Here is a 350-nt window from a genome sequence, read left to right on the forward strand (position 1 = left end):
TTTGGTTTAATTTCTTCCAGCTCTACATCTGTAAAAGAGCGGTTTGCCTGATAAATCCATACACGGGAACTTTCAGGCAGGGTATCAAAAGGGACATACATAATGTGGAAATTTTAAGTTGCACAAAAATAACAGATTTGAACCTTGGAAACCAATCCTGTAAGGTTAAAGTTCCCGTTAATCTGCTTCTGATCTTTGGGTTATAAAACTCATCAAAAGGGTTGCCAGAAACTGATGCAAATCATAAAAACAAGGACAATTGAAACATAAATTTGTAGTATGACAAATAGCGTAGACCAGCTGATCAAATTTGCCCGAAAATTGGGTTACCGCTCCGGCGGGAAGCAGCT

At 38.6% G+C, this 350-nt stretch carries 1 pseudogene; it reads right to left on the bottom strand.

Annotated features, from left to right (window positions below):
* Positions 1 to 101 (bottom strand): annotated as a pseudogene (locus tag HC175_RS24490) (ABC transporter ATPase); the annotation flags it as partial.
* Between the last annotated feature and the right edge of the window lie 249 nt (positions 102 to 350).

The sequence above is a fragment of the Salinimicrobium oceani genome (assembly GCF_012037645.1).